5 protein-coding genes are annotated in these 7,928 nt (G+C 49.6%); 2 read left to right on the top strand and 3 right to left on the bottom strand.

The genetic code is table 11. The features are described from left to right. Nucleotides 1-154: 154 nt before the first annotated feature. Together JGK39_RS13750 and JGK39_RS13745 are read right to left on the bottom strand one after the other, a co-directional pair. Entirely contained in the window at nt 155-976 is an 822-nt protein-coding gene (locus JGK39_RS13750) for a hypothetical protein (protein WP_293261334.1), read from the bottom strand. 534 nt (nt 977-1,510) lie between these two features. Beyond that, complete coding sequence (locus JGK39_RS13745) at nt 1,511-3,079, bottom strand: HAMP domain-containing sensor histidine kinase (protein WP_293261331.1); 1,569 nt, start codon at nt 3,077-3,079, stop codon at nt 1,511-1,513. Nucleotides 3,080-3,360: 281 nt separating this feature from the next. On the opposite strand from JGK39_RS13745, the gene JGK39_RS13740 reads away from it, so the two are divergent. Further along, nucleotides 3,361-4,764 carry a TldD/PmbA family protein gene (locus JGK39_RS13740; protein ID WP_293261337.1) on the top strand — a complete coding sequence of 468 codons (1,404 nt, stop codon included), beginning with the start codon at nt 3,361-3,363 and terminating at the stop codon, nt 4,762-4,764. Between the two features lie 159 nt (nt 4,765-4,923). Here the strand turns inward: JGK39_RS13740 and JGK39_RS13735 are convergent, their stop codons facing one another. Next, complete coding sequence (locus tag JGK39_RS13735) at nt 4,924-5,859, bottom strand: tetratricopeptide repeat protein (RefSeq protein ID WP_293261328.1); 936 nt, start codon at nt 5,857-5,859, stop codon at nt 4,924-4,926. Nucleotides 5,860-6,579: 720 nt separating this feature from the next. Here JGK39_RS13735 and JGK39_RS13730 point away from each other — a divergent pair. Beyond that, nucleotides 6,580-7,866, top strand: a complete 1,287-nt coding sequence (locus tag JGK39_RS13730; RefSeq protein ID WP_293261325.1) for a hypothetical protein — start codon at nt 6,580-6,582, stop codon at nt 7,864-7,866. Nucleotides 7,867-7,928: the final 62 nt, after the last annotated feature.

Below are 7,928 nucleotides of genomic sequence, written 5' to 3'. Positions count from 1 at the left end.
CGTTTGATCGTTCGGAATTCAGTCGGAGCCAAAAACTCGCTCGGACTGAATTCCTCACTACCAACTAGCGGCAAGGTGCGCAGTGCGCACCCTACTGACAAGAGATTTTAGGTATTTTCCACCGGATAGAGTTGGTGAATAATTCCCTTGTTTTCTAACAAAGAGACATTTTTACGGGAATATCTAACTTGTCCATCACGGTATTTAGCGCCTTCAAATTGGCATCGTTGGAGTCAAGTTCAGCTAGAAGTTGTACTAGCATTTGAGCTTTTTCTGAATTGTCTGCTTCCGAACTAGCTAACTCCAAATTACCGTCGCGCAACTCTTCCAAAACCGGCACTATAATTGGTGGCTCGATAATAATTGGTCCAAAGATTGCCGGAGGAAGCACATTCAATGCTTTTCCGCTAGCGATCGCCAGAGTGTAATTAATTTGATCGAAGTCTAGATCCCCCATTACACCGGGAAAACCATTCGGCAAAAAAGTACCCCGAATTTCTGGATTCAGCAACACTCTGGCTCCTTCTTTGGTTGGGGGTACGGGGCCTGGAAAGAAGCGGCGGGGGTGCAAAAACAGCGAGACATATCCCCGCACTTCTAAGGTACCCGGAGTGAGAGCTGCTGGTACAATAGGCAACAGTTCAACAGATGCTGTTTTGCCAGCAGGTATTGTGAAAACCCCGCGATATACACTCGGCTTCATTGGGTTCTGAGTCAGAGGTATAAAGGTGTTAGTGCCTTCAACGTCAATAATTAAGCGAACGTTAACGCCGTCGATCAAGATTTTATTAGGATCTGGCGGTACGGGCAAACTGATGGTAAACTCAATCCGATATCGCAAGTCGATCGCTTCGAGATTAGAGATGGTGAGAAAGTATCCTTGAACGACTCGGCGAAGCACTGGAGTGAGTTCTGGTGCTGTGGGTACTGGAGGTGCGATCGGCTTTGCCAATAGTTCAAAAGTGGAAATTTCCATGTGTTTATCTAAGTAGGTTGTTCGCTCGGAAAAGTTTTGTTTTTGCTTTTCCCTCGCTATATCTATTGATAACCGGGGGTACAAGTTAGTTACCAGTCACTTTTTTGAGTGACACTCATTTGAGCTAACCCGATCGGGCTAGCTCAACCGTGCGACTTGACAGTGCATATAGAATTTGCTACAAGGGCGATCGTTTTTAAGTTAAAACTTATGTATCAAGGCAAAAAAACCGGGTTTTTTGAGCGAGATCGAAGGTTTTAGTCAAATATTTTGGTTGCAAAAACTAGGTTTCTAGCTACCCGTGCGTCCATGACTATAAGTAGAAATGCACGAAAAAAAATAAGCTCTGGTAGGGTTTTGCAGGGGAGCTAAAGAGCATAGAATCTATACTAGGAAAGAGCTGATGAGTAAACTCACCCGCTCTTCCCAAGTTATGTTTATTTGTACTGCTGCTACTTAGCTTTCGATCGATATTAGAGTCTTTGCGGTCTTTAGAGAGCGATCGCGTCTCGCACAGCCGGCGCAGGGTATAGACTATTGCAGGGGCAAAAATACGGTCATCACCTCGCCCTTTTGGGGGCGCTGGCGAATTACCAACTTCCCGCCAGCAGCCCGAAATAAATTCTTAGTGACGCTCAAATTTAAGCTCAAACTTCCCGTCTCCGGCTGTACCATGAGCAAAGGCCCGATCGATCGCAAAGGAGCATTCGCCGATTCTGCAAAATTCGATACGCCGTTACCTTCAGGTAGGTGTTCCGATTCCAACTGCAACTTTAACTGACTCCCTGCCAAAGTCACCTCTACCTGAATGCGGCTCCCCGATCGCAAAGTTCGAGTAAAATTCTCAATCAAATTAGTTAACACCTGATCCAACATCGTCGGATCGCTGACTACCGCCGGCAATTTTTGCGGCACAATAACTTCCAAAGTGTGGTTGCGCTGAATCGCTTGTTTTTGCCAGCGGGGAATGCTATTTTGGAGCACTTCACCGAGGGACATTGCTGTTAGCTGCAATGCGGAATTTTTAGCTTGCGACATTTCCATTTCCACGGCGCGGAAAATTAAACCGAAGCGATCGATCTGAGCGGTACATTCAGCATCAATCATTTCCAAACGCTTCACCACCACCGGATCGAGTTTGGGGCGTTTCAGCAGCAACCGAGTCAGGGTGCGGATGGTAGCTAAGGGAGTGCGGACTTCGTGGGCGATCGCCTGTAGCAACTCCACCTCTTTAGTAGCGTGAGGAATTGGAGACTTGCACTTGATATCTTGCCGGCTTTTTAAACTATCCTCAACTCTTTCATCTTTGATCCTGCCTGCTTCCTCTTTCCCAACAGGCAAATTATGCAACAACAAGCGGGCGAACAGCGCGACTGTTTTATAGTTGGGAGCAACAGGCAAAAACTGCTGGAATAGCGCATCTAATTTAGTAGAATTATTAGTTAATTCGCTTGCTGGCAAATTTAATTTACCGTCATAATTAGCAAGCAAACATTCACTTTCAGTCACGCGGCGCCGCAAAACTTCCCAAGCTTTGGCAACTACTTGCGGGTCGAAAGAAAATAGAAAAGCCGGAATTCCCGCAGCATTTTCACCCAAAACCATTACCAGACTAAAACTAGCAGTTAAAACCACACAAAACTGTTCGTTTGCTAAAGGATCGCCGATCGCCAAAGCCAGCGCAGGCGCAGCAGCAGGCACCGCTCTTTGCTCATCAGCCGCCGGTAGCAAAGCTAAAGTTTGCCTAGCACGAAAAGACCACAAAGCTGCATCGTTGTCAGGAATACTGGTAAAAATCCAATTAGCAAAGCCCGAAGCCACAGCGGGATCGGTCAAAACCGAAGACGGGCCGGACAAAACCAATCCCTGACAGGAATGAGGATTTGGGGAGAGACAATGTTTTTGGTTGGCGAGCATTTGATTCAAAGTTGCGATCGCCCCGTACCATTCCTGTTCAGCTTTAGGGCGGGAAGCCGCACGGCTCCCAGGACACTTCGGGCGGTTGTTTTCTGAGGCCAACTTCACATCAAAGAGACTGAGGTCATTTTCTAAAGCCTCGGAGGCTAAAATTTCGCTGATAGTCGGTAAAAAGTAAGTATTCACAGTAGTTATAAACCAACCTTCAAATACATGAAGGATCCAGTATTTATGTATAGCAATGTTCAGGAGTCACGATTCAAGCACCAGCCGGCTAGAAAAATCCCGCATAATTTCTTGCGCCTTGCTCCTAACTCACAGGATATCCACATTTGTCAACTATCGATATTGGCAGAACCGTACAAATAAGTCGCAATCTCCGCGCTGCGGGCGATATTTTCCGCGAACCCACCCGATCGCCCTAACAAAAGTGCAAAATGAAATCAGTTAAACACCCTGCTTTCCTTATGCCCACCTCGATCGCCGACTCAAAAAATCTGCTGTCAGACTTAATGGCACGCTACCGCAACCAAGTAGATTATCTAGCAATTCGACTCGAAGAAGCCGAAGGCACAGACATCCTGCTGCGGGGCGAAAAAATTGAAACCCTCAGCGAAGGAGTCTCCATTGGCGGCCAAGTCCGAGCTTGTCACAAAGGCGGCTGGGGCTTTGCCAGTTTTAACCGACTTTCCACCCTCGCCGAAAGAATCGAAGAAGCCATCGCCGCAGCCAAACTGATCGGCTCCGAAGAAACGATTCTCGCGCCTGTCACCCCAGTACAAGACATTTGCTTCCTGCCTTTGACAGGAACAGACCCCCGTCTGGTGCCCCTAATTGACAAAAAGCAATTGTGCGATCGCTACGCAGCCATTTTGCGTAGCATAGACCCCCGCATCGCCACCATCTCAGTGCGTTACGGCGACAGCACCCAGCGCACAATCCTCGCCACCTCCGAAGGCACCATGCTCGAACAAGGCTGGGCAGACATGGAAATGCGGTTTGCCGCCACAGCCCGCAGTGGGGAAACCGTACAAACCGGCCGCGAAACCACTGGTTCGCGGAAAGCTTACGAAGATTTAACCGAACTTGAGACCCAAGTTCGCAGCGCCGCCCAGCGCGCCGTAGACTCCCTAGCCTTGCCCCCCGTCTGTGGCAACACCTACACCGTCGTCATCGACCCAATACTCAGCGGATTGTTCGTCCACGAAGCCTTCGGACACCTTTCAGAAGCCGACATGGCTTACGAAAATCCCGACATCTTGGAAATTATGACCCTCGGCCGCCAATTCGGCCCGAAAAACTTGCAAATTTTCGACGGTGCGGCGCCACAGGGACACCGAGGCAGCTATTTCTATGACGATGAAGGGACTCCGGCGACTACGACTCAGTTAATTAAAGACGGGGCTTTAGTCGGGCGGCTGCACTCGCGGGAAACTGCGGGTAAGTTGGGAGAAACGCCTACGGGTAATGCTCGCTGTTTGAATTATCACTATCCGCCGATCGTCCGCATGACGAATACTTGGATCGAACGGGGCGATACGCCGGTTGCGGACTTATTTTCTGGTATCAAAGAAGGAGTTTACGCGCGCAATTGGCAAGGCGGCATGACTAACGGCGAAATGTTTACTTTCAGTGCTGGCGAAGCTTGGATGATCCGCGATGGCAAACTCGACAATCCGGTGCGGGATGTGACTCTTTCGGGTAATGTTTTCAGCACTTTAGCGGATATTGAGGCGATCGGCGACGATTTCTACTGGGATGAATCCGGCGGCTGCGGCAAGGGAGGACAAAGCGGTTTACCCGTCGGCTGCGGCGGCCCGAGTTTGCGGATTCGGGATGTCGTGGTTGGCGGCGAAGCTGCGGAAGACTAAAGCTTGGGATTTGCGTGGAATATTTTGTAGTGAGGAATTCAGTTTTCTATTGCTTGATTAAAAACTGAATTCCTGATTATCTCCGAGTAAGACTAAGTATCAGATTTTTAAATTAAAATTATGGGGCGGACACTCTTGACACCGCCCCTACAAATGTCCTTAAGGTTTCGGTAGCGCACCTTCTGGACTCGGAGAATCTGCCGGTTCTGGGCTGGGAGAAACAGCCGATTCTGGACTCGCTTTTTCTGTCGCAGGAGCAGGCGAAGGAGTGCCGCTAGCTAACTGATTAATTTGGTCTTTATAGTTAGGTGGAGCTAACTCAGTAGCTTTATCAAACAGCGTTTTTGCCTCGTCAGTTTTGCCCTGTTCCTTCAGCACGATCGCATGAGCTAAAGTCGGGCGAAAATCTTTCGGATTCGCCTTAGCCGATTCGTCGTAAATCGCGATCGCCTCTGGGTAGCGCTTCCCCACGGCATAAACCTGTCCCAAAATCAACTGCACCGAAGTTACATCAATACTTCCCGGTTTCGCCTGATTCTGCGCCGGAGCAGCCTTGAGCGTATCTTGCAGCAGTCCGATCGCAGCTTCGGGCCTTTGCTGCACCAACAACAAATTCACCAACCCCTGCAAAGCCTTAATTTCCCCAGGCTTAGACGCTAAAATTGACCGATAGGCCCCAGCAGCCCCTTCGCGATCGCCCGTGCGTTCTTTAGCCTGAGCCAGCAAAATCCCGTATTCCGTAGTTTCAGGATTCAGTTTAGCCAACTTTTCCAACGTCGGCACCACATCCTTAATTGCTCCCACTCCTTGTCCGATCAACTCCAGCCGTACCTGCAAAAGTCCCCGCAAAGCCGTTACATTGTCAGGTTCCCGCTGCAAAACCAATTCGTACCCCCTCACCTGATCTTGCAGCAACTGCGATTGCTTCTCGTTAGATGCTGCTGTCTGAGTTGGCGTTGGAGTCGATCGACTTTGCGCTTGATTGCCCTTGAGAATACTGTCCAAAATTGGAACCAGAGAAAATCCCACAAAAGCGATGAGCGCAAGCACTACCACTACAGTAATCAACCCGCGACCCTTGTTTGCTTTTTCCATAATTCAACTATCCCAACTTAAAATCTACTATTTTCTAAGAATTAACCCATCGCCTAGGGGCGTCTGCGATTTAACCAGATCTATGCAACCATAAAAGTTCTTAAGTTCAAAGTCCCAATTCACAAACCAGTCTTTTGCTTGCAGCTAATATGGTAACAGACCCGCAACTCCACGCTAGCCAAACTATTTTGGACACAAAGACCCGCAGCCCCAAGGAATGCGGCTTTCGTCCAATAAGAGTGCGGTCAAGCTCAAAATTACCTAAAATATGGCGGATCAGTCCGTTAGGTAATTGGATTAAGTAAAATAGGCAAGCTACTCCAGAGAGATTGGAACGGCGCTTTGGGGATTTTCCTCAAATCATTGCGAGATATTGCCGGGTTGGATGCTCAGGTATTCAACACGCTCTGTCGGGATATATCCTAGATTGTCCGGACTTGAAGTATCTGAATATCCTAAACGCTATTAGCCAGCAACGCCAGCTTTCGGGCGATCGACCGCTCCTTGGGCCGAGCAACTCTCAAACTCTTTGCCAACAAGGATTTAGAGCAGCCAGCAAATCCCGGAGCGCTCGCAGCGCAGTTGAAAGTTGGCGTTGGCGGGTCAAAACCAAACTTTCCGGCGCAAGCCTCAAGTCGGGTGCTAGTAGTTTTTAAATCAGTTTCTTCAGTTTATTCCTAATTTCCCTCAAGGGATGTGTCTCCGCTGCAAGGAGTTTTTATGAACCCCTCTCCCAACCGGTCTTCCAAATCGTCCAAATCTACTTCTGCTCGCAAGGCTCAGCCAACCGAGCCCGCCGTGAATCCGCCCGCAGTTACAGCCTCGGTGCCCGAGACACCAGACGAAAGTCCCGTGTCTTCCCCGCCGGCTGCACCTGTTGACCAAAATCAACCACCAGCGCCAACGGACGCCCCAGCGACAACGGACGCCCCAGCGCCAACAGACGCCCCAGCGCCAAAGGATACGCTGCAACGACCGCGCTACAGTTCTGCCCTCGATAAGGACAAAACAAAGCCAAAACACACGCCCAGCGATGCTCCTGCGCTCTCGGAGCAATCAGTGCCTGCGGAATCTGCTGGTAACACTCCAGCCATCACAGTCGCAGCGCCCCCAACGCCCAAGCCTGCCACTAACGAAAGTCAGGCTGATGCTGATGATGAGATACCCTCCGTCATGCGCCAACATCCCATCCCCCCTCCCAGCGAACCCAGACAGTACCGAGCTGTTGGTTTGGTGCGGGGCCGCTACACCCAATCGGAAGAGCAATTCACCCGGGGTATGCTCATAGCTGCCGACGGAACTGCCATTGATGCAGTTTTGCTGGGTAGAGTTATGAGTTTAGTCAAAAATCACCTGGATCTGGAACAAGAACACCTGTGGGTGGTCTATCCCCGCACCAGGCAAGAAGATGGCAACTTGCACGCCCAAATTATGGGTGTTTGGGAGCCGGAAACCCTTAAGAAACCTCCCTCTGATGAGGAAAATCAGGAAGCAGGGGAGATTGAGCAGGGCGGCGAACCATCGACTGCATCTTTGCCGCCCTCGGAAGCTGATGTTGAAGATGGCTATTTTTCGATTCGAGGCGAGGTAATTTATCAACAATCGCAAGAAGATCAAGAAAAGTATGTCATCGTCAAAATCAAGCAAGCTCCCCGCAAGAATGACGACAAGATGAAGTTTTTTAAGTTGAAACTCAAGGGGGATTTAGGCACAAAGGCGATCGGCTTTTTTTGGGATTTCCACGTCAAATTGCAAGCTGACAGTCTGATGATTGAGCAGGCCAACAACATTGGCGCCCTGCCGATTAAAAAGCGGAAATTCCCCCCCGGAAGCGGCAAGCCCGGTGGCGGCTACAAAGGAGGGGGAAACAAGCGTCCCTTTACTCCTAGGCCCAGCGGTGACGGTTCTCGTCTAGAACGCCCTAACATCAAGGCCGCAGCAGCACCGCCTGTCCCCAAGGAACCTCTTCCTAAGCCTGTGAAGAAGCCTAAGCCCGTTGAGGAATAAGACTATTTTAGATTTGGGATTTTAGATTTTAGATTTTAAATTTTCGGTGAGTGCATCAGTTT

The organism is Microcoleus sp. PH2017_12_PCY_D_A (assembly GCF_020738565.1).
In the GTDB taxonomy this organism is placed as follows: domain Bacteria; phylum Cyanobacteriota; class Cyanobacteriia; order Cyanobacteriales; family Microcoleaceae; genus Microcoleus.
Note: the sequence above shows the minus strand (reverse complement) of the source record. Positions and strands in the feature narration are given on the sequence as shown.